This window comes from Massilia sp. IC2-278 (assembly GCF_020708045.1).
GTDB lineage: Bacteria > Pseudomonadota > Gammaproteobacteria > Burkholderiales > Burkholderiaceae_D > Telluria.
This window is the reverse complement of the sequence record NZ_JAJFES010000001.1, coordinates 985,982-1,003,945: the sequence shown is the minus strand read 5'-3', so window position 1 is coordinate 1,003,945 and position 17,964 is coordinate 985,982. Positions and strand designations below refer to the sequence as shown.

The 17,964-nt window shown below is 64.2% G+C and carries 23 protein-coding genes; 17 read left to right on the top strand and 6 right to left on the bottom strand.

Annotation, left to right across the window (positions count from 1 at the left end):
* Entirely contained in the window at positions 1 to 933 is a 933-nt protein-coding gene (locus LK540_RS04375) for a helix-turn-helix domain-containing protein (protein WP_229435804.1), read from the bottom strand.
* Positions 934 to 1,058: 125 nt separating this feature from the next.
* Here LK540_RS04375 and LK540_RS04370 point away from each other — a divergent pair, with 125 nt between their 5' ends.
* Positions 1,059 to 2,225 carry a 4-hydroxybenzoate 3-monooxygenase gene (locus tag LK540_RS04370; protein WP_229435803.1) on the top strand — a complete coding sequence of 389 codons (1,167 nt, stop codon included), beginning with the start codon at positions 1,059 to 1,061 and terminating at the stop codon, positions 2,223 to 2,225.
* 98 nt (positions 2,226 to 2,323) lie between these two features.
* On the opposite strand, the gene LK540_RS04365 is transcribed toward LK540_RS04370, so the two are convergent.
* The 3 genes from LK540_RS04365 to LK540_RS04355 all read right to left on the bottom strand — a co-directional run bounded on the left by LK540_RS04365 (position 2,324) and on the right by LK540_RS04355 (position 4,073).
* Complete coding sequence (locus tag LK540_RS04365; RefSeq protein WP_229435802.1) at positions 2,324 to 2,866, bottom strand: ankyrin repeat domain-containing protein; 543 nt, start codon at positions 2,864 to 2,866, stop codon at positions 2,324 to 2,326.
* A 69-nt stretch (positions 2,867 to 2,935) separates the two neighbouring features.
* Positions 2,936 to 3,487 carry a M23 family metallopeptidase gene (locus LK540_RS04360; protein WP_229435801.1) on the bottom strand — a complete coding sequence of 184 codons (552 nt, stop codon included), beginning with the start codon at positions 3,485 to 3,487 and terminating at the stop codon, positions 2,936 to 2,938.
* 130 nt (positions 3,488 to 3,617) lie between these two features.
* The gene (locus LK540_RS04355; protein ID WP_229435800.1) at positions 3,618 to 4,073 is read right to left on the bottom strand and encodes a hypothetical protein; all 456 of its coding nucleotides are present in this window, start codon (positions 4,071 to 4,073) and stop codon (positions 3,618 to 3,620) included.
* Positions 4,074 to 4,287: 214 nt separating this feature from the next.
* Between LK540_RS04355 and LK540_RS04350 the strand changes: the two genes are divergently transcribed.
* The 4 genes from LK540_RS04350 to LK540_RS04335 all read left to right on the top strand — a co-directional run bounded on the left by LK540_RS04350 (position 4,288) and on the right by LK540_RS04335 (position 6,926).
* The gene (locus tag LK540_RS04350; protein WP_229435799.1) at positions 4,288 to 4,644 is read left to right on the top strand and encodes a YciI family protein; all 357 of its coding nucleotides are present in this window, start codon (positions 4,288 to 4,290) and stop codon (positions 4,642 to 4,644) included.
* A gap of 126 nt (positions 4,645 to 4,770) precedes the next feature.
* Positions 4,771 to 5,193, top strand: a complete 423-nt coding sequence (locus tag LK540_RS04345) for a YciI family protein (RefSeq protein ID WP_229435798.1) — start codon at positions 4,771 to 4,773, stop codon at positions 5,191 to 5,193.
* A 45-nt stretch (positions 5,194 to 5,238) separates the two neighbouring features.
* Entirely contained in the window at positions 5,239 to 5,649 is a 411-nt protein-coding gene (locus LK540_RS04340; protein ID WP_229435797.1) for a VOC family protein, read from the top strand.
* Complete coding sequence (locus LK540_RS04335; RefSeq protein ID WP_229435796.1) at positions 5,649 to 6,926, top strand: RNA polymerase sigma factor; 1,278 nt, start codon at positions 5,649 to 5,651, stop codon at positions 6,924 to 6,926. Before LK540_RS04340 ends, LK540_RS04335 begins: the two co-directional genes overlap by 1 nt.
* 305 nt (positions 6,927 to 7,231) lie before the next feature.
* Here LK540_RS04335 and LK540_RS04330 read toward each other — a convergent pair whose 3' ends face one another.
* Complete coding sequence (locus tag LK540_RS04330; RefSeq protein WP_229435795.1) at positions 7,232 to 7,621, bottom strand: cupin domain-containing protein; 390 nt, start codon at positions 7,619 to 7,621, stop codon at positions 7,232 to 7,234.
* 235 nt (positions 7,622 to 7,856) lie between these two features.
* Between LK540_RS04330 and LK540_RS04325 the strand changes: the two genes are divergently transcribed.
* The 4 genes from LK540_RS04325 to LK540_RS04310 are packed head-to-tail and all read left to right on the top strand — an operon-like array spanning position 7,857 to position 10,862.
* On the top strand, positions 7,857 to 8,690 hold the full coding sequence (locus LK540_RS04325; RefSeq protein WP_229435794.1) for an ABC transporter substrate-binding protein: 834 nt from the start codon (positions 7,857 to 7,859) through the stop codon (positions 8,688 to 8,690).
* 9 nt (positions 8,691 to 8,699) lie between these two features.
* Positions 8,700 to 9,395: an amino acid ABC transporter permease gene (locus LK540_RS04320; RefSeq protein ID WP_229435793.1), complete on the top strand. Its 696-nt coding sequence runs from the start codon at positions 8,700 to 8,702 to the stop codon at positions 9,393 to 9,395.
* 10 nt (positions 9,396 to 9,405) lie between these two features.
* Positions 9,406 to 10,122, top strand: coding sequence for an amino acid ABC transporter permease (locus tag LK540_RS04315; RefSeq protein ID WP_229435792.1), 717 nt, complete (start codon positions 9,406 to 9,408; stop codon positions 10,120 to 10,122).
* An 11-nt stretch (positions 10,123 to 10,133) separates the two neighbouring features.
* Complete coding sequence (locus LK540_RS04310; RefSeq protein WP_229435791.1) at positions 10,134 to 10,862, top strand: amino acid ABC transporter ATP-binding protein; 729 nt, start codon at positions 10,134 to 10,136, stop codon at positions 10,860 to 10,862.
* A gap of 258 nt (positions 10,863 to 11,120) precedes the next feature.
* On the opposite strand, the gene xth is transcribed toward LK540_RS04310, so the two are convergent.
* Entirely contained in the window at positions 11,121 to 11,909 is a 789-nt protein-coding gene (xth, locus tag LK540_RS04305; RefSeq protein WP_229435790.1) for an exodeoxyribonuclease III, read from the bottom strand.
* Positions 11,910 to 12,116: 207 nt separating this feature from the next.
* Here xth and LK540_RS04300 point away from each other — a divergent pair, with 207 nt between their 5' ends.
* The 8 genes from LK540_RS04300 (at position 12,117) to LK540_RS04265 (ending at position 17,933) form a co-directional block, all read left to right on the top strand.
* A complete protein-coding gene (locus LK540_RS04300) occupies positions 12,117 to 12,614 on the top strand; it encodes a hypothetical protein (RefSeq protein WP_229435789.1) in 498 nt (165 codons plus the stop codon).
* A 118-nt stretch (positions 12,615 to 12,732) separates the two neighbouring features.
* Positions 12,733 to 14,130: a chloride channel protein gene (locus tag LK540_RS04295; protein ID WP_374041317.1), complete on the top strand. Its 1,398-nt coding sequence runs from the start codon at positions 12,733 to 12,735 to the stop codon at positions 14,128 to 14,130.
* 129 nt (positions 14,131 to 14,259) lie between these two features.
* Entirely contained in the window at positions 14,260 to 14,631 is a 372-nt protein-coding gene (locus tag LK540_RS04290) for a hypothetical protein (protein WP_229435788.1), read from the top strand.
* Between the two features lie 146 nt (positions 14,632 to 14,777).
* The gene (locus LK540_RS04285) at positions 14,778 to 15,473 is read left to right on the top strand and encodes an aspartate/glutamate racemase family protein (protein ID WP_229435787.1); all 696 of its coding nucleotides are present in this window, start codon (positions 14,778 to 14,780) and stop codon (positions 15,471 to 15,473) included.
* Positions 15,474 to 15,693: 220 nt separating this feature from the next.
* Complete coding sequence (locus LK540_RS04280) at positions 15,694 to 16,050, top strand: tyrosine-type recombinase/integrase (protein ID WP_307729149.1); 357 nt, start codon at positions 15,694 to 15,696, stop codon at positions 16,048 to 16,050.
* A gap of 527 nt (positions 16,051 to 16,577) precedes the next feature.
* Positions 16,578 to 16,988, top strand: a complete 411-nt coding sequence (locus LK540_RS04275) for a DUF4279 domain-containing protein (RefSeq protein WP_229435786.1) — start codon at positions 16,578 to 16,580, stop codon at positions 16,986 to 16,988.
* 154 nt (positions 16,989 to 17,142) lie between these two features.
* Complete coding sequence (locus tag LK540_RS04270) at positions 17,143 to 17,400, top strand: hypothetical protein (protein ID WP_229435785.1); 258 nt, start codon at positions 17,143 to 17,145, stop codon at positions 17,398 to 17,400.
* A 128-nt stretch (positions 17,401 to 17,528) separates the two neighbouring features.
* Positions 17,529 to 17,933 (top strand): hypothetical protein, encoded by a 405-nt coding sequence (locus LK540_RS04265; RefSeq protein ID WP_229435784.1) that lies wholly within the window; start codon positions 17,529 to 17,531, stop codon positions 17,931 to 17,933.
* Positions 17,934 to 17,964: the final 31 nt, after the last annotated feature.

The following is a 17,964-nucleotide window of genomic DNA, read 5'->3' as shown; positions in this document are numbered from 1 at the left end:
TCAGGCCGGGACGTCTTCGATCGTCCTGGCCGCGCCGCCGGCGGTCTGCTGGCGGAACGCCTTGGGTGTTACGCCGATCAGCTTCTTGAACAGGCGGCTGAAGTAGGCCGGGTCCTGGAACCCGAGTTCGTAGGCGATGCTGGCGATCCCCGCCGGTACGTAGGTCAGCTTGCGGCAGGCTTCGAGCATCAACCGGTCTTGCGTGATCTCGAAGGCCGACTTCCCCGACAGCTTCAGGCACAGCCGGTTCAGGCGCGTCGGCGCCACCCGCAGCAGGTCGGCATAACGCCTGACCTGCCATTGCTCCCTGTAGTGCCGCTCGACTTCGACCCGGAAGCGGCTGAACAGCTCGAAATCGCCGCGGCCGGAGGTGTCGGCAATCCTCCGTTCGGCCTGTACTCGCACCAGCATCAACAGCGCGCTGCGCGCCAGCCATTCCAGCATCAGCGTATGGCCCTGGCGCGGCCAGGCGGCCTCGAAGATCAGGTTCTGCAGCAGGGCTTCGATGCGGGCGCAGGTCTCGGGTACGGCATCGAGCCGGACAGCCAGCGGCTGCACGAACAGCGGCGTGAACAGGTCGCCTTCGTGGCCGTCCGCCGCGAACAGCATGTCCTGGTCGATGGTCAGCACGTAGCCGTGGGCCTCGGCGGAGAAATCGAAGCCGTGCGGCAGCGAGGGGTGGATGGTCAGCGCCACCGGCCCGTCGCATTCCCACAGGTCGCCGTCGATGTTCGCGCGGACTTGTCCCCCCAGTAAAAAAAGTACCTGGAACAGGCCGGCATGGGTGTGGGTGTCGATATGCCAGTCGTATTTGCGGCTGCGCGTTTCGATCAGCTCGATATGCACGCCTTCGGCGTCCGTGCCCCGCTTGAGCTCGCCGTACAAGGCGAATTGCGGGATCCGGGCGGGAAGGTGCGAGGTCGTCGAATGCATGGCTGGTCTGGAGTGTCCGCTGGCGAATGCAAAAATAGTACAAGTTTTATCGCGTTTCATCCATTCATATCGGTGGCCTTGCGCGCTACGATCTCCTTATACAAAACACAAACGGAGACATCACCATGCGTACCCAGGTCGCCATCATCGGCGCTGGTCCGGCCGGCCTTTTGCTATCCCATCTGCTGCACCTGAACGGCATCGAGTCGGTGGTGCTCGAGTCGCGCAGCCGTCTTGAGATCGAAGCCACGATCCGCGCCGGCGTGCTGGAACAGGGCAGCATGGACATCCTCAACGACGCCGGCGTCGGCGCGCGCATGCGTGCGGAAGGGGCGCTGCATCATGGCGTCGAATTCGCCTTCGGCGGGCGCCGCCACCGCATCGACCTGACCGAACTGACAGGCAAGGCGATCACCGTCTATCCGCAGCACGAGGTCATCATCGACCTGGTGGCGGCGCGCCTGGCTGCCGGCGGGCAGATCCTGTTCGAGACGAGCGAGGTGGCGCTGGACGGCACCGATGGCGTGCGTCCGTCGGTGAGCTTCGTGCATGCGGGCGAGGCGCAACGCATCGAGGCCGATTTCGTGATCGGCTGCGACGGCTTTCATGGCGTGTCGCGCCCGGCGATTCCATCTTCGCTGCGCCAGGACTTTCAACGGACCTATCCGTTCGGCTGGTTCGGCATCCTGGTGGAATCGGCGCCGTCATCGAATGAACTGATCTACGCGCAGCACGAACGCGGCTTTGCGCTGGTGTCGACGCGCTCGCCCACCGTGCAGCGCCTGTACTTCCAGTGCGACCCGAAGGACCACGTCGACAACTGGTCGGACGACCGTATCTGGGCCGAGCTGCACGGCCGGCTGGAGAACGACGACGGCTGGAAACTGAACGAAGGGCGGATTTTCCAGAAGGGGATCATCGGCATGCGCAGCTTCGTGTGTGCGCCGATGCGTTCGGGGAGGCTGTTCCTGGCGGGGGATGCGGCGCACATCGTGCCGCCGACCGGGGCCAAGGGGATGAACCTCGCGATTTCGGACGTGAAGATCCTGGCGCAGGCGCTGGACGACTTCTACAAGAAGGGCAGCGAGGCGGGGCTGGATGGGTATTCGGAGACGGCGCTCAAGCGCATCTGGCGCGCGGAGTATTTCTCGTGGTGGATGACGAGGATGCTGCACACGTTCGCGGATGCGTCGCCGTTCGAACGCCAGGTGCAGAGGGCGGAGCTGGAGAATGTGGTGGCGTCGCGGGCGATGAGTACGGCGTTGGCGGAGAATTATGTGGGGGCGTTTTAGGGCGAGTGATCCGGAAGAAGAAATCGCAGCGCGAATGTTCGGTGTCCGTTGAACGCGTGGACGGCGTAGCCGTCTTGCGCGGCCCGGTCCACCCTACATCAACGTTCTTCGGTGATCGAGGTCAGGAGGGCGACCGTGTCGTGGGCGCCCATCTTCGCGGCGGCGTCCAGCGCCGAAATGCCGGCGGCGTCGACGGCGAAGGGATCGGCGCCGCGCGCCAGCAGCAGGCGGGCGATGTCGACGCGGTTGAACATGGCGGCGATCATCAGCGCGGTCTTGCCGTTCGGGCCGGCGGCGTCGACCCCGGCGCCGCTGTCGAGCAGTAGCGTGGTCACGGCCAGGTCGCCCTTGAAGGCGGCGCCGGCCAGCGGGGTCTGGCTGGCGTCGTTCAGCAGTTCCGGGTCGGCGCCGTGTTCCAGCAGCACGCGCGCGGCGTCCAGGTGGCCGTGGTAGCAGGCCAGCATCAAGAGGCTGTCGCCGCGTTCGTTGCGCAGGTTAGGCGGCAGGCCCTGGCCCAGCAGCGTGGCCAGCTCGCCGGCTTCCCCGGTGCGCGCGTGCTGGAACACGCGGCGCACGAAGGCGAGGGTGTCTTCGTCGAGCTCGCTGGGGTTGGCGGGGCGGGTCGGTTCCTGGGCTTGCATCGGGTTCTCCTGTTCGGTAGTCAGGACTGCATTACATCACAGGCGGGCGAAGGGCGTCGCCGCGGGACCCTAGCGCGCGGGCGTCGTGGTGCGCGCCGGCGCGGCTTTCGCCCGCAGCAGCGGATAGGGATTGATGGCGCCGCCGCTTTCGTAGATACCATAGTGCAGGTGCGGCGGCGTTCCGGCCGCGTTGCCGGTGGTGCCGACATAGCCGAGGATGGTGCCTGGACGCACGCGCTGGCCGTTCTCGATGTCGGCATAGCGGTCGAGGTGCGCATAGTAGTGGCGCTGGCCGCCGGGACCGAGCACCCACACCACCTGGCCGCCGAGCGAATTGGTGCTCACGCGCAGTACCACCCCTTCGGTGGCCGACACCACGGCCGTGCCGCGCTTGGCAAAGATGTCGATGCCTTCGTGCCGGCGCCCGCCGCTGCGCGCGCCGCCCCAGGTGTCGCGCAGGGCGCGCGCTTCGACGCCGCGCACCGGCACCGGCAGGGCTGTCGGCACCGGTTGCGATGCCAGGCGCATCGCATACAGCGCGTTCTTGATATACGGGCCGAACAGCGCGTAGGCGCCGACAAACAGGGCAATCAGGACCAGGCTGCGCAGCAGTATTCGCATGGGATAAGGAGTAGGGTAGGCGCTGCCCGGCGCGCGGGACGGCGCCGGACGCAAGAATGCGCAGGCGAGCGGTGTGTGCCGCTGCGCCTGCGCCGGTCGGAGTCATGGCGGCGGAGGATGCCGCCGGAGTTCAATTCTCCTTGCCTAACACGTCCTGGTCCAGGCTGCGCTTCGATTGCAGCGTGCTGGACTGTTGCGACCCGGATTGCCCGGATTGAAACTGCTGGGACCCCGACTGCTGGGAACCGGATTGCTGCAGGCCCGACTGTTGCGAACCGGATTGCGAACCGGACTGCTGCAGGTTCGACTGCTGGCCCTGCGGCTGACCGCTTTGCTGGTTGCCGGCTGCACCGCCCGAGCGGCTGCCCGTGCCGAGTGCCGGGGTGACATCGTCGTCCAGGTCGGCCGATTGCATGTTGCCCGCCCGGTTGCCGCTGTCGCGTGCCGATGGCTTGCCGATACCGCCGTCGCGCACACCGTTGTTCAGGTTGCCGGTCGTCCCGGTGATGCCGGCACTGCTGGTGCCGACGCCGCTCAGTTCGTCGTAGTTGCGGCCTTTCGTACCTTTACCCTTGTTTTCACCCATTCTGGCCTCCCGCTTTGAATGTCGATGACCCATGGTAGCGCGTCGCCAGTGTGGGGCAATAGGAGAGAGGGCGACAAGTCTGTAGGAATGGTCGGACGGCGCCTCAGCCTAGTCCGAGCAAAAAGGCTGGATACCGCAGCGCAGCGTGCTTTACTCGGCCATCCGCCCGTAGAATACGTGCTCCCATCCATGTCGATTCACAGGGGCCGCCTCCATGTCTTACATGCTGTTGATCCACGAACCCGTCAGCCAGCGCGCCACCCGCAGCGAAGCCGAGGGCCGCGCCCTGTATGAGCGCATGCTGCGCTTCGGCGATGCCCTGCGCGAGGAAGGCGTGCTGCTCGACGCGCAATCGCTGGCGCCGCTGGGCCAGGCGGCGCGGGTGCGTGTCGACAGCGGCAAGGCGCGGGTGGTCGATGGTCCGTTTGCCGAGGCCAAGGAGATGATCGGCGGCTTTTTCCATGTGAACGTGGCTACGCGCGAAGAAGCGCTGGCGCTCGCCGCACGTTGCCCTGCGGCCGAGTGGGCCACTGTGGAGGTGCGCGGCTTGGCGCCTTGCTACGAGCGTTGACCAGTGCGCTAAATAATTTTTGCAGGGCGTGTCGATTTCCGGCGCGCCCGTTCGTCGTGTTGTCGAAAGCCGGTTTTCACGGGTCGCCCGACCCGGACCGGTGTCTTCAAGCACAGGAGAACGAACATGCGCTACATGATCATCGTCAAGGCCACGCCCGAGTCCGAAGCCGGCTGCATGCCCGGCGAAGACTTGCTCAATGCAATGGCCGACTACCACGGCGAGCTGGCCCGTGCCGGCGTCCTGCTCGACGCCAGCGGCCTGCATCCGAGCAGCCACGGCATGCGCATCCGCTACCGCGGCGGCGAACGCACCGTGATCGACGGTCCGTTTACGGAGTCGAAGGAAATGATCGCCGGCTTCACCATGATTGGAGTGCGCTCGCGCGAGGAAGCCCTGGAATGGGCGCGCCGCTTTCCGAACCCGCGCGGCGAGGGCCTGGACGCGGAAATCGAAGTGCGCCAGATCATCGAGCTCGACGATTTTCCGGAAACGCCGGCCATCGAGCGCTTCCGCGAGCTGGAAGCCGGCGGCCCGGTCCAGCACTGAGCGCCGCGCGACACCATCCTCGACCACATAGAACAGGGATATCCCATGCACAAGCAGATCTTCGTGAACCTGCCGGTCAAAGACATCGGCAAGACCCGTGAATTCTTCGGCAGCCTCGGCTTCGCCTTCAATCCGCAGTTCAGCGACGAGCGCGCGCTCTGCATGATCATCGGCGAGAACATCTACGCCATGCTGCTGCAGGAAAGCTACTTCCAGACCTTTACCACGAAGCCGGTGGCGGACGCCAGGACCAGCACCGAGGTGCTGACCTGCCTGTCGTGCGACAGCCGCGAGCAGGTCGACAGCCTGGTGGCGAAAGCGCTTGCCGGCGGCGGGCGGGCGCCGAATGCCAGCCAGGACCATGGCTTCATGTACTACCACGCCTTCGAGGATCTCGACGGCCACGGTTGGGAGCTGATGTACATGGACCCGAACGCCGTGCCGCCGCACTCCTGATGCACGCCACCACCAGGGCGGCCACGGACAAGGCCATCGCCGCGGTCTGGCGCATCGAGTCCGCGAAGATCGTGGCCGGCGTGGCGCGCCTGGTGCGCGACATCGGCCTGGCCGAGGAACTGGCCGGCGACGCCCTGGTGGCCGCGCTGGAAACCTGGCCGGGCGCCGGCTTGCCCGACAACCCAGGCGCCTGGCTGATGCGCACGGCAAAGAACGCCGCGCTCGACCGCCTGCGCCGCGACAAGCTGCTCCGGGAAAAGCTCCAGCAGATCGGGCTCGACCTGGAAGCGCAGGAGGCCGCCACCGTGCCGGACTTTGTCGACAGCCTGGACGAGGCGCGCAGCGGCGTCGGCGACGACCTGCTGCGCCTGATATTCATCGCCTGCCATCCGATCCTGCCGCAGGAGGCGCGCCTCGCCCTGACCCTGAAGCTGGTCGGCGGCCTGGCTACGCACGAGATCGCGCGCGCCTTCCTGGTGCCGGAGCCGACGGTCGCGCAGCGCATCGTGCGCGCCAAGCGCAGCCTCGGCCAGGCCGGCGTGCCGTTCGAACTGCCGCCGCGCGCGGAGCTGGTCGAGCGCCTGGGCTCGGTGCTCGAGGTGGTCTACCTGGTTTTCAACGAGGGCTACACGGCCACGGCCGGCGACGACTGGATGCGCCCGGCGCTGCTGGACGAAGCGCTGCGCCTGGGCCGCATGCTGGCCGGGCTGGCGCCGCTGGAGCCGGAGGCGCATGGCCTGATCGCGCTGATGGAATTGCAGGCCTCGCGCGCCAAAGCGCGGGTGGATGCGGCCGGGCGGCCGGTGCTGCTGCTGGAGCAGGACCGCGCGCGCTGGGACGGCCTGCTGATCCGGCGCGGGCTGGCGGCGCTGGCGCGCGCCGAACAACTCGGCGGCCAGCTCGGCCCCTACGCGCTGCAGGCCGCGATTGCCGCCTGCCATGCGCGGGCGCGCACGGCGCAGGACACCGACTGGGCGCGGATCGCGGCGCTGTACGGCGACCTGGCGCACGCCATGCCCTCGCCGGTGGTCGAACTGAACCGGGCCGTGGCGGTGGGCATGGCCGAGGGGCCGGCGGCCGGCCTGGCGCTGGTCGACGTGCTGGCGGGCGAAACACTGCTCAGGGATTACCAGTGGCTGCCGAGCGTGCGCGGCGACCTGCTGGAAAAGCTGGGGAGGAGGGAAGAAGCGCGCGCCGAGTTCACCCGCGCCGCGGCGCTCACTGCAAATGCGCGCGAACGCGCCTTATTGGAAGAGCGTGCCCGCGCAAACGACTAAGCGTGGCGCGGGGCCGTAGGGTGGGTTCTCGAACCCACCACTCCAAAATCGCCTACGGGCGCCGAAGTTCGTAGGGTGGACTCCCGAGTCCACGCTGTCGTACGTATGCGAACCACAAGCTATTTCAATAACCCATTGCGCACACAATCCGGGGCTCCTGCCGCATATCGACATGCGTCCGCCGTACAGCGTGGACTCGGGAGTCCACCCTACAACTGCGGAAAAACAGAACCGTGGTGCTGATCGTAGGGTGGGTTCTCGAACCCACCACCGAGACGATGGCATGCCGCCACGGCAATACCAGCTTACTCCGCGTGATGCGTTTTCTCGTACTCGTCCGCTTCCGCCTTGGTCGCGTGCACGATGCCATCCGGATGCTCCGGTGGGGTGTACAGCGTGTACAAGCGCATCGGCTCGGTTTGCGAGGTATTGATCACATTGTGCTCGGTGCCGGCCGGGATCACGACCGCGACGCCGTCTTCCAGCTTGTGCTGTTCGCCGTCCAGGATCGCCACGCCTTCGCCCGCTTCCACGCGGATGAACTGGTCGTGGCCGGTGTGGTGTTCCAGGCCAATCTCTTCACCCGGCTGCAGGGTCATGATGACCAGCTGGCTGCGCTCGGTGGTGTACAGGACTTCGCGGAAGTTGTTGCCCGCGAGCGTTTTTTGTTCGATGTTAATGCTAAAGCCCGACATGATTTCTCCAAAATAAACTGGCTGCGCCGTGTTGAGCGCTGCTCAATATTGATTGTATAGCAGCGAATCCGGGCTTGCTGGCAGCGGCCCTTTCCTTGCCATCGATGAAACGATGGGACCTGGACTGCGGCTCCGCTTATAGCAACTACGGATGTTTATATGGGAAATTTATCGTTCTTGCAGAAGTGAACATGCCCTATACTGCACGGCTCGTTATTTCGCCGTTGGAGAATTCATGGGCAATCGCCGCACTTTCATCGCCGTCGCAGCCGCGCTTGCCGCGCAGCTGTCGTTCGCTGCCACCGCACACGCCGACCAGCTGGCCGACATCAAGAAAAAGGGCGAGATCGTCTTCGGCGTGCTCGGCACCGACGAACCGAACAGCTTCATCGACCCGAAAACCCGCGAACTGGTCGGCTACGAGATCGACCTGGCCAAGGCCGTGGCGAAAAAGATCGGCGTCAAGCCGGTGTTCAAGCAATTGTCGGTGGCCGCCCGCATTCCGGAGCTGCAGCAGGGCCACGTCGACGTGCTGGCCGCCACGCTCACCCACAACAAGGAACGCGAATCCCAGGTCGACTTCGCGCTGACCCACTTCGTCACCGGCTCGAAAGTCATGGTGCGCAGCGCCAGCGGCATCAAGGCGCTGCCGCAACTGGCCGGCAAGAAGGTCGTTACCGTCCGCGGCGGCACCCAGGAAACGAACATCCGCGCCGCCGTCCCGACCGCGAACATCGTCACCTTCGAGAACACCCAGCAAGCCTTCCAGGCGCTGCAGCAGGGCAAGGGCATCGCCTACGTGAACGACGAATCCTCGCTGCTGGCCGACTACGGCAAGCTGGGCCCGGCAGCCAAGAACTTCACCATCCTGCCGACCAGCATCGGCGTCGAGTCGATCGCGCTCGGCCTGCGCAAGGGCGAGAAGAACCTGAAGGGCGTGGTCGACGCCACCCTGCGCGAGCTGGAAACCAGCGGCGCGGCCAATCAATTGTTCAACAAGTGGTACGGCCCGGGCACCCGCCCGAACATCGCCAAGCGCAACTTCACCATCAGCACCGACAAGATCTAAGTTGTCGCTTTGAGCTTTTTCGATCCATCCATACTGCAATCCGGCCAGTACCATGACTGGCTGGTGCAGGGTCTCATCCTTTCCCTGCAATTGACGGCGGCCAGCTTTGTGCTGGCCTTGCCGTTTGGCGCGCTCGTGGCGCTGATGCGCACTTCGCCGAACCGCGTGCTGCAATCGATCGGCGCCGTCATCGTCGAGAGCATCCGCAACGTGCCGCTGCTGGCGCACCTGCTGTTCTGGTACTTCGCCTTTCCCGAGCTGCTGCCCGAGCCGGTGAAGATGGCGCTCTACGACAGCAATCCGGAAGCGATTTGCGCCGTGATCGCCCTCAGCCTGTACGCCGGCGTGCACATGGCCGAGGACATCCGCAGCGGCATCCGCGCCGTGCCAGCCGCCCAGCTCGAAGCCGCGCGTTCGCTGGGCCTGGGGCGCTTCGCCGCCGTGCGCCTGGTGCTGATGCCGCAGGCGATCCGCATTTCCGTGCCGCCGCTGCTGTCGCAGACCGTGAACCTGTGGAAGGACACCAGCGTGGCCACCGTGATCGGCGCCGCCGAAATGATGTACCAGGCCGCGCGCGTGGAAACCGCAAGCTTTCGCAGCGTGGAGGCGTTTACGTTTGCGACGCTGGCTTACCTGACGGTTTCGCTGCTGATTTCCCTGGCCGCGCAGCTGTACGGGCGCCGCTTCCCGGTGCGCACGGTGTAAGGGAGACGGCATGATCGAACTGATCCAGGAATACTGGCTGTACTTCCTCGTCGGCCAGTACCCGAATGGGCCGCTGGGCGGCCTGTCGCTGACGATCTTGCTGTCCGGCGCGGCGCTGCTGCTGGCGATGCCGCTCGGTTTGCTGCTGGGCATCGCCCGCGTGAGTCCCTTCCGCGCCGTGCGCTGGCCCGCCACCGCGCTGGTGCAGGTGGTGCGCGCCGTGCCATTGCTGCTGGTCGTGTTCTGGGCCTACTTCTTCCTGCCGGCCGTGACCGGCGTGAAGACCGGCCAGGCTACCACCATGCTGATGACGCTGGTGCTGTTCGACGCCGTCTACCTGGCCGAGATCGTGGCCGCCGGCATCCGCGCGCTGCCGAAAGGGCAGATGGAAAGCGCGCGCTCGCTCGGCCTGGGCTACTTCGGGGCGCTGCGCCTGGTGGTGCTGCCGCAGGCGCTGAAGAACGTGCTGCCTTCGCTGGTGAACCAGCTGGTATCGACCATCAAGGCGACGTCGCTCGGCTACATCATCGGCCTGTCCGAGGTGTCGTTCATCGCCACCCAGGTTAATACCCTGGTGTTTACCAAGGCGGTCGAGGTCTACATTATCCTGGCGCTGACCTATTTCGTGCTGTGCTTCGGGTTGTCACGGCTGGCCTTCATGCTGGAACGCCGGCTCGGGCGCCGGTCGAGCCAACAAGGCACGCCGGTGGCGCCCATTTCGCTGTAAGGATTCGAACGATGATCGTTCTGGAACAAGTCAACAAGTGGTACGGCGAGTATCACGCGCTGGTCGACGTGTCTGAAACCGTCGGCAAGAACGAGGTGGTGGTGGTGTGCGGGCCGTCGGGCTCCGGCAAATCGACCCTGATCCGCACCCTGAACCGGCTGGAAGACATCGACGGCGGCCGCATCGCCATCGATGGCCGCGACATCCACGCGCGCGGTCTTGACGTGAACACGCTGCGCGCCGGGATCGGTTTCGTGTTCCAGCAATTTAATCTGTTCCCGCACCTGACGGCGCTGGAGAACTGCATGCTGGCGCCGGTGTCGCTGAAGCGCGCCAGCAAGGCCGAGGCGCGTGCCTTTGCCATGGAACTGCTCGACGGCGTGGGGCTGGCGCACAAGGCGGACGCGTATCCGCACGAGTTGTCCGGCGGCCAGCAGCAGCGCGTGGCGATCGCCCGCGCACTGGCCATGCGGCCGCCGATCATGCTGTTCGACGAACCGACCAGCGCGCTCGATCCGGAAATGGTGGGTGAGGTGCTGCAGGTGATGCGCAAGCTAGCCGGGCAGGGCATGACCATGGTGTGCGTGACCCACGAGATGGGCTTCGCGCGCGACGTGGCGGACCGGATCTGGTTCATGGCGGAGGGGAAGATCCTCGAGAAAGCCGAGCCGGAGGCGTTCTTCGCGAACCCGCAACATCCACGGGCGCAGCAGTTCCTGGCGGATCGCAGCAATCGTTGAGTAACGGCCATGCCTGTGGTGGCCTCGGACTGTAACCGTACGGTGGGCACGCTGTGCCCACGCGGAATCATGCATATCGTTGGCGTCCTTTCAGACGCGCGATGTGATCGTCGAAACGTCTCGGGATAATCATTCGGATGCGCGTCCACATGGCCACGTCTCGGGTTCAAACACCGCCAACATAGCAGCGCGTTCCGCGTGGGCACGGGGTGCCCACCCTACGGTTGTCGCTGCGTCATCCGGTTACCGCAACAATCGCTATTTCTGTACCTTCGACAAATCCAGCTCGACCCAGGTCGGCACGTGGTCGCTCGGCTTCTCCCGTCCGCGCACCTCGTGGTCGGTCCCGGCCGCAACCAGGGCCGGCGCCAGGCTGGGGCTGAGCAGTAGGTGGTCGATCCGCAGCCCGGCATTCCTCCCATAGGCATTCCGGAAATAATCGTAGAACGTATAGATCACCTCGCCCGGATGCATGGTTCGCAGCGCATCGGTCCAGCCCTGCGCCACCAGCCGGTGGAAGGCTTCGCGCGTCTCAGGCCGGAAAAGAGCGTCGTCGCCCCAGCGCTCGGGCTTGTACACGTCGAGCTCGGTCGGCATCACGTTGTAGTCGCCGGCAATCACCACCTTCGCACCGGTCTCCAGCAACTGCGCCGCGCGCGTGATCAGGCGCTCGAACCAGGCCAGCTTGTACTCGAACTTCGGCCCCGGCGCCGGGTTGCCGTTCGGCAAATACAGGCCACAGACCACGATGTCGTTCACCACCGCCTCGATATAGCGGCTCTGCTCGTCGCTCGGGTCGCCCGGCAGGCCGCGCGTGACTTCCACCGGGTCGACGCCGCGCGCCAGGATCGCGACCCCGTTCCAGCTTTTCTGGCCGTGCCAGATGGCGCCGTAGCCGGCTGCGTTGATTTCCGCCAGCGGGAAGCGCTCCTGCGGCGCCTTCAGTTCCTGCAGGCAGGCGACGTCAGGTTTGGTTTCTTCCAGCCACTGGAGCAGGGCAGGCAGGCGGCTGCCGATGCCGTTGACGTTGAACGTGGCGATGCGCATGGATTCTCCGATCTGATGAGTTAACTGATTTATATGCCAGTGCGGCCCGTTTTGGCGCACGCCAGCGGCCCGGCTCAGCCCTTTTTTATGGCCTTTTCATGCCCCGTGCATGAGGCTACCGCTTGCGCGCGGATACTGCTGAGCGTGCGCGCTGTAATTTGCAAAATAGGTAACATGAGATTTTACACACCACCACTGGAGATGTTCATGTTCAAAAACCCCCTGCGCGTGCTCACCGCTTCCGTTCTGCTGGCCGCTTCCGCCCACGCCGCCGCCGGCGGCTGGGTCTACAAGCCGCTGGAGATCGAAGGCGAACTGGTCGAGGAAGTCGGCCCGGCGAGCCGTTGCCTGTCGAAATTCGGGGGCACCATCAGCGGCCACGGCAACAGCGCGCTCATGGGCAAGGTGGTCTTCATCGGCACCGACTGCATCACGCCGATCGGCCCGCTGTTCAACTTCAGCGGCGGCAAGTTCATCGTGATGACCACCTCGGGCGACCAGATCTACGCCAACTACAGCGGCCAGTTCGTGCCGACCGGCCAGGGCACCCAGTACGTGTTCTCGGGCGCCACCTTCCAGGTGACCGGCGGCACTGGCAAGTATGCCAAGATCACCGGCGGCGGCGTCCTGAGCGGCGGCGAAGACATGGCCACCGGCAAGGGCACCATCAAGCTGGTCGGCCGCGTGCTGTACAAGGACAAGTAATCCGAAAAGGGCGAAACGCAACTTCATTTGCACAAATGGAGTTGCCAAGTTTTGCTGACAGGAGTAAGCTGAAAGGCGAGCCTGCGGGCTCGTTTTTTCATTCCAGGCCACGTTTCACATGACAGCTCCAGATCCGGGTGCACAGCCACCGGAAGCGCAGGACCCTTCACCTCCACCGGCAGGCAAGGGCGGGCAACGGCACGACTGGCGCCTGGAAATGCGCACCGAGTTCTCGGACTGGCGCACCTGGTGGGCGCGCGCCGTGGTGGTTGCGATGGCGGTCACTTCGGGCCTGGTCATCGTCGCCTTTACCGCGCTGGGCGAGCACGCCTTCCACATCTTCCAGGACCTGCGCGGCATGGGCTGGTGGTTCCCGCTGCTGTGGACGCCCGCGCTGGCCGCCGGCCTGGTCTGGCTCACGCGGCGCTTCGCTCCCGGCGCGGCCGGCTCCGGCATTCCGCAGGTGATGGCGGCCCTCGATTCCGGCCCCGGTGCGCGCGGCCTGTTCGTTTCCCTTCGCCTGAGCCTGGCGAAGATTGCGCTGACCACCGGCGGCCTGCTGGCCGGCCTGTCGATCGGGCGCGAAGGCCCGTCGGTGCAGATTGCCGCCGGCGTCATGCTGCAGGCGCGGCGCCTGATGCCCGACCTGCGCCGCATTCCCGTGCATGGCCTGCTGGTGGCCGGCGGCGCGGCCGGTATCGCGGCGGCGTTCAATACGCCGCTGGCCGGCGTCGTGTTCGCCATCGAGGAACTGGCGCGTGCCCCTGAGCAGCGCAACAGCGGCTTGATCATCACCGCCATCGTGCTTGCCGGCCTGGTCGCGGTGTCGGTGTACGGCAACGCCACCTATTTCGGCATCATCCGCGTGGCCCAGCTCGACCTCGGCCTGCTGTTGCCGGGCCTGGTGCTGACCCTGCTTGCCGGGGTGGCCGGCGGGCTGTTCTCGCGCCTGCTGATCGCCTCGCTGCGCGGCCAGGGGCGGGACCCGATGAGCCGGCTGCGCTGCAGCCGGCCCGTGGTCTTTGCCGCAGTGTGCGGCTTGGTGGTGGCGGTGATCGGCATCGTGACCGGTGGCGCCACCTTTGGTTCCGGATACGAATCGACCCGCGCGATGGTCGAAGGCAGCGAGGTGATGCACCCGGCCTATGTGGTCTTCAAGTTCGTTGCTACCTGGCTCTCGACCTGGTCGGGCGTGCCGGCCGGTATCTTTGCGCCCTCGCTGGCGATCGGCGCCGCGCTTGGCAACGACGTGGCCTTGCTGGTCTTCCATACCCAGGTGCCGGCCCTGATTGCGCTGGGCATGGTCGGCTTCCTGGCGGCGGCTACCCAGGCACCATTGACCGCCTTCATCATCGTGATGGAAATGGTGAACGGCCACGCGATGGTGCTCAGCCTGATGAGCTGCGCACTGGTAGCCAGCTTCGTCTCACGGCTGATCAGCCCGCCGCTGTACCCGACACTGGCGCGCCTGCAGCTCGAGCGCATTCCGGGCGCCGGCGACAAGCCCGGTGCCTGAGAACTTGCCTCCTTCACCCATGCATACGGCCCCGTGCGGCTAGTCCTACAACACCATCGCCCGTGTACCTATTGCGATGCTCTGCCGGATTGTTAGTATCGACACCACAGTCACGATATGGAGAGCACGATGGATACGAAAGACAACAAGCAGGACGTACAAGGCCGCTCCTGGGACCAGATCACCAAGGACGGCACCAGCAGCGCCGGCAGCATGGGCGCCGGCGGAACCGGCGACATCGGCAGCATGTCGGGCAATACCGACGCCGGCAGCAGCCAGCAGGATACGCGCACCGATGACCTGCTCGCATCCGGCGCCGACGAAAAAGGCGGCGCCGAGGGCTTCCAGAACCCGAACGGCAAGGGCGAGATCCAGACCGGCATGGCCGGCATCGGCAGCCTGAGCGGCAACGGCGCCGGCAACCGCCAGCAGGACGAACAGAAGGCCCAATCCGAGGCGCGCGGCGCCTCCGAGTCGGGCAGCGGCAGCGAGAACCGCTAAGCGGGCGGGCATCCGGCCCGTACCGGATGCTTCTGCAAGACGGGACGCCCGGGCAATATGCCGCGCGGGCGTCTCGTTGCGTGCGTCGTCGCACGCCGTGGTGCACACTGCGGCGCACGGGAACGAACAGGCGGAGTGAAACACCTATGACCCAACACATCGGTATCGTCGGCTGCTCGGCCGAGGGTGCGGCCCTGTGCTACCGCACCATCTGCATCGAAGGCGAACAGCAGCTCGGTCCGCACGCCCATCCCGAAGTCAGCATGCACACGCATTCGCTGGCCGACTACCTTGCCTGCATCGAGGCGGGCGACTGGCAGGGTGTGGGCGAATTGATGCTGGCGTCGAGCGAGAAACTGGCGCGCAGCGGCGCCGATTTCCTGATCTGCCCGGACAACACCATCCACCAGGCCTTGCCCCTGATCGCCGCGCGTTCGCCGCTGCCCTGGCTGCACATCGTCGATGCCGTCGCGGCCCAGGCGCAGGCGCGCGGCTACAGCAGGCTCGGGCTGCTCGGCACGCGCTGGCTGGTCGAAAGCGAGGTCTATCCGGAACGCCTGGCGCCGCTCGGCATCGAATGCGTGCGCCCGCCGCAGGAGGAGCGCGAGGACATCAACCGGCTCATCATGGACGAACTGGTGCGCGGCGACATCACGCCGGAGGCCGTGCCGCGTTTCCAGAGCGTGATCCAGGGGCTGGCCGCCGAGGGCTGCGACGCGGTCGTGCTCGGCTGCACCGAGATTCCGCTGGTGATCAATCCCGGCAATTCGCGCCTGCCCACGCTGGATTCGACCCGCCTGCTGGCGCGTGCGGCGCTGGCCAGGGCTGCGGACGCGGGTTGAGGCGGGTGACCGCTCGACTCAGTGGCGTGAAGCAGGTGCCTGGAATTATCGGGATCGCGCAACGGTAGGGTGGGCACTCCGTGCCCACGCGGTACGTACGTACCCATTCTCCGTTGGCCGTGCCGCAGATTTCCGTGGCCTCGGCAGCATGGCAGGATATGCGTGACGGGTGTTCGTCAGGGGTGGATGTTTCGAGCGACATGTCGCCGCACGTGTCCCAATGATGCCCAACGGAGTGCCTAGCGCGGCGCGGCCCACCCTATGGAAGCGGTTAGCTACGGCGTTGACAAGGCGACGTCAATGTTCCGGCTCGTCAGCAACAACGCGCGCGGCGCGCGATCAGGCCGGTGGCATCTATCGTGTGCTGGTCAGGTTTGCCGGCCAGGTTGGCATCGACGTCGACGGCTTCGGCCCGCACGCCTTGCGCGCCACTGCCTTCGCGAACGCGCTCGATAACAAGGGGGACTTAGGCAAGGTGCAAATGTGGGTCGGTCATGCGAACATCTCGACCCCAAGGATATACGACCACCGAGAGGAAGGCCCCGAAGATAGCTCGACTTTCAAATTTGCGTGCTAGTGCAGTGAAACCACTTGGTAAGCGCCTGATCATAAGAGCGCCTGGAAAACTCTTTAATTGCTGTTCAGGCAACAGCCGAGTACACTGGGCAGTACCGACCGTCCGCAATCGGCCAAAAGCGGACGTATATTTTGTTGGGATATGTTCAATTTTTCTTTGGAGTCGGGATGTCTTCAGCCGAATGGACTCGAAGAGGTAAAACCGTCAGGCAACTTATCGAAGAGCTTCAAACCTTCGAAAATCAGGAACTGGAAGTTCGCATCTCCATCGACAGCGGCGACACCTCTGTTCCAATTTCGATAGTCGGGAGAAGCGAAGACACGTACGCATTACTGATGAATTGCGAGGATCTACCTACGCTGCGTAGGCATCGTTAGTCACCATTTGTTCAACCCGTGACAGTCCGCTTCGGGTCGGTAGCGGCCGGCCGTGACAGTCGGAGAATTGGTGCCTCAGCAACCTGCTATGCTGCCTCGAACAGTCGCTATCGGCCAGAAGCGGACAACGATGACAACTAGGACAAGTTCATGGCGAGTACCGAAGAAGTGTATCTTGGGCTGTATGGAGACGATTTTGAGCCAGAGGATGTTACTGCTCTCATCGGCCTTCCAGCCACCAAAATCGCGCGCAGAGGCGAGCGCAATGCTGTGGTACCTCTACCAAGGGAATCTTCTTGGAAGTTCTCTCTCGGTAAGGTCGAAGCCGATGTCATCGACGTGTATGAGATGTCAAATAGTCTTCTTGAACAGCTAGCGCCCTATGAATCAAAAATAGTAGAAGCCGTACGATCGTTTCGACTATTTGCCGTCCTTCAAGTCGTACTTTGGATTGACCAGGACGAAACCGCGTCAATGCCTGCGATCGGATTTGAACGGCCGGTCTTGGCCTTTTTGACCGCAATAAGTGCAACGATTGACATCGACACATATCGGAATTAGTACAAGCCTAATCGGGAGATTGGTACCGGGAAAGCGGCTATACAGAAGGCGGTTGGTCCGCTTTGGGTCGCAAGCAGAAGCGGCCAAATGACTGCAACCGGCCAGAAGCGGACGTCGCAACCCGCCCAGATCATGAAGTTATAACGAGGTTGAAATGGTGTACTTAGCTCTGACTCCGCAAGGTCTGCAAGAAATCCTTGATATTCCCGAAGCAGCAGAGGCGCCTGTATGGTGTGGGGCCAATGTGTTGTCCGAAGCTGAGTTTGCGAAGCTGGAGCGTAGCAATGTCACCCGGTTCACTTACTCGCTCGCGAATGCCGAAAAGGCGACAATTCAACGTGCCTTATGGACAATCGAAAACCATCACCCGGGAAAGCACATCTGGGTTGAGAGCGTGCTTTTCGAGGACTGACTGCGCGGTTTGGGAACGTCTGCTTCGGGGCGGAAGCGGACGATACAATAGGTGCGTAATCGGCCAGGAGCGGACCTCCGAAGCGAACCCATTATTTGGTGGCTGTGTTAAAACGACAAGAGAAAGAAATGCCCAAGAAACGCTTCTTGACACCACAAGAGAAAAAAGTTTTGTGCTACGAAAAGGACCGACGGAATACCTACGCAGAGTCCCGAGCTCTAAGCAGGAAGGCTATTGCAAATAGAAAGGCGCTTGCAAGCCGATCGCTACGACGTGCGCAAAACGTCGCAACGATTAAATTGGTTGTCGTCCTTGGCGAGGCCGATCCAGTAGTCCGAAAGACTGGCAAGAATTCCTGGCGAAAGATTCCAGACTCTCCGTTAGCCGATTATGTCAGCAGGACATTGACGGCCCGTTCTTTGAGAAGCACAAACGCGCCGGAAGATGTTTCCGTTTTGCTGAGAAAGGCGCGCCGTAATGTGGTTCCAAGACCGAAGCATTTCAAAGCGCCGCTTCAAAACGATATGGATTAACCTGGTCACGCAAGATTGCGACTGATTCGTC

What these genes read in the sequence shown, in the direction of transcription:
- LK540_RS04295 (WP_374041317.1), top strand. Translation starts at nt 12,733, where the DNA reads ATGACAGCTCCAGATCCGGGTGCACAGCCACCGGAAGCGCAGGACCCT.
- LK540_RS04350 (WP_229435799.1), top strand. Translation starts at nt 4,288, where the DNA reads ATGTCTTACATGCTGTTGATCCACGAACCCGTCAGCCAGCGCGCCACC.
- LK540_RS04280 (WP_307729149.1), top strand. Translation starts at nt 15,694, where the DNA reads ATGATGCCCAACGGAGTGCCTAGCGCGGCGCGGCCCACCCTATGGAAG.
- LK540_RS04270 (WP_229435785.1), top strand. Translation starts at nt 17,143, where the DNA reads ATGGTGTACTTAGCTCTGACTCCGCAAGGTCTGCAAGAAATCCTTGAT.
- LK540_RS04375 (WP_229435804.1), bottom strand. Translation starts at nt 933, where the DNA reads ATGCATTCGACGACCTCGCACCTTCCCGCCCGGATCCCGCAATTCGCC.
- LK540_RS04365 (WP_229435802.1), bottom strand. Translation starts at nt 2,866, where the DNA reads ATGCAAGCCCAGGAACCGACCCGCCCCGCCAACCCCAGCGAGCTCGAC.
- LK540_RS04355 (WP_229435800.1), bottom strand. Translation starts at nt 4,073, where the DNA reads ATGGGTGAAAACAAGGGTAAAGGTACGAAAGGCCGCAACTACGACGAA.
- LK540_RS04315 (WP_229435792.1), top strand. Translation starts at nt 9,406, where the DNA reads ATGATCGAACTGATCCAGGAATACTGGCTGTACTTCCTCGTCGGCCAG.
- LK540_RS04290 (WP_229435788.1), top strand. Translation starts at nt 14,260, where the DNA reads ATGGATACGAAAGACAACAAGCAGGACGTACAAGGCCGCTCCTGGGAC.
- LK540_RS04310 (WP_229435791.1), top strand. Translation starts at nt 10,134, where the DNA reads ATGATCGTTCTGGAACAAGTCAACAAGTGGTACGGCGAGTATCACGCG.
- LK540_RS04285 (WP_229435787.1), top strand. Translation starts at nt 14,778, where the DNA reads ATGACCCAACACATCGGTATCGTCGGCTGCTCGGCCGAGGGTGCGGCC.
- LK540_RS04275 (WP_229435786.1), top strand. Translation starts at nt 16,578, where the DNA reads ATGGCGAGTACCGAAGAAGTGTATCTTGGGCTGTATGGAGACGATTTT.
- LK540_RS04340 (WP_229435797.1), top strand. Translation starts at nt 5,239, where the DNA reads ATGCACAAGCAGATCTTCGTGAACCTGCCGGTCAAAGACATCGGCAAG.
- LK540_RS04265 (WP_229435784.1), top strand. Translation starts at nt 17,529, where the DNA reads ATGCCCAAGAAACGCTTCTTGACACCACAAGAGAAAAAAGTTTTGTGC.
- LK540_RS04335 (WP_229435796.1), top strand. Translation starts at nt 5,649, where the DNA reads ATGCACGCCACCACCAGGGCGGCCACGGACAAGGCCATCGCCGCGGTC.
- xth (WP_229435790.1), bottom strand. Translation starts at nt 11,909, where the DNA reads ATGCGCATCGCCACGTTCAACGTCAACGGCATCGGCAGCCGCCTGCCT.
- LK540_RS04370 (WP_229435803.1), top strand. Translation starts at nt 1,059, where the DNA reads ATGCGTACCCAGGTCGCCATCATCGGCGCTGGTCCGGCCGGCCTTTTG.
- LK540_RS04345 (WP_229435798.1), top strand. Translation starts at nt 4,771, where the DNA reads ATGCGCTACATGATCATCGTCAAGGCCACGCCCGAGTCCGAAGCCGGC.
- LK540_RS04360 (WP_229435801.1), bottom strand. Translation starts at nt 3,487, where the DNA reads ATGCGAATACTGCTGCGCAGCCTGGTCCTGATTGCCCTGTTTGTCGGC.
- LK540_RS04325 (WP_229435794.1), top strand. Translation starts at nt 7,857, where the DNA reads ATGGGCAATCGCCGCACTTTCATCGCCGTCGCAGCCGCGCTTGCCGCG.
- LK540_RS04330 (WP_229435795.1), bottom strand. Translation starts at nt 7,621, where the DNA reads ATGTCGGGCTTTAGCATTAACATCGAACAAAAAACGCTCGCGGGCAAC.
- LK540_RS04300 (WP_229435789.1), top strand. Translation starts at nt 12,117, where the DNA reads ATGTTCAAAAACCCCCTGCGCGTGCTCACCGCTTCCGTTCTGCTGGCC.